Here is a 629-nt window from a genome sequence, read left to right as displayed (position 1 = left end):
TCGCCTGCGCAACACCCTGGCCCAGCCCGATTCGGGCGATCTGCGCGAACGCACCGCCCGCGCGTTGCGCGACTTCGAGCAGGCGGGCCGCAATGCCGGCATCCCGAACGACCAGCTGCGCCCCGCGCATTACGCCCTGTGCGCCAGCCTCGATGACGTGGTGCTCGCCACCCCCTGGGGCAGCAGCGGCGCCTGGGCCGCGCGCTCGATGGTGTCCACCTTCCATCAGGAGGTCCGCTCCGGCGAGCGCTTCTTCGACATCCTCAAGCAGATCATGCAGAACCCGGGCCGGTTCCTGCCGGTTCTCGAGCTGATGTATATCTGCCTCTCGCTCGGCTACATGGGGCGCTACCGGCTCAGTCCGCGCGGCCCCGCCGAGATCGACCGGCTGCGCGAGGATGTCTATGCCGTCCTCCGCCGCGCCCGCCCGGCCGCCAGCCCCGAACTGGCGCCCCACTGGCAGGGCGTTGCGGCGCCCTACCGCCCGCGCCGCCCGTCCCTGCCGGTCTGGGTCGCCGCGGTGGCGGCCGCCGGGGTGCTGGCCCTTGTCTACGCGGCCTTCGACTACGGGCTCGGCGGCCAGTCCGCCACGCTCTACGCGCAGTCGGTCGCCGCCCACCCGGCGCGGA

The 629-nt window shown here is 73.3% G+C and carries 1 protein-coding gene; it reads left to right on the top strand.

From position 1 onward, the window contains the following. On the top strand, positions 1 to 629 hold a 629-nt coding region (gene icmH, locus APM_RS13285; RefSeq protein ID WP_039888775.1), incomplete at both ends, for a type IVB secretion system protein IcmH/DotU.

Origin of the sequence: Acidiphilium sp. PM (assembly GCF_000219295.1) — a bacterium.
Taxonomy (GTDB): Bacteria; Pseudomonadota; Alphaproteobacteria; order Acetobacterales; family Acetobacteraceae; genus Acidiphilium; species Acidiphilium multivorum.
Note: the sequence above shows the minus strand (reverse complement) of the source record. Positions and strands in the feature narration are given on the sequence as shown.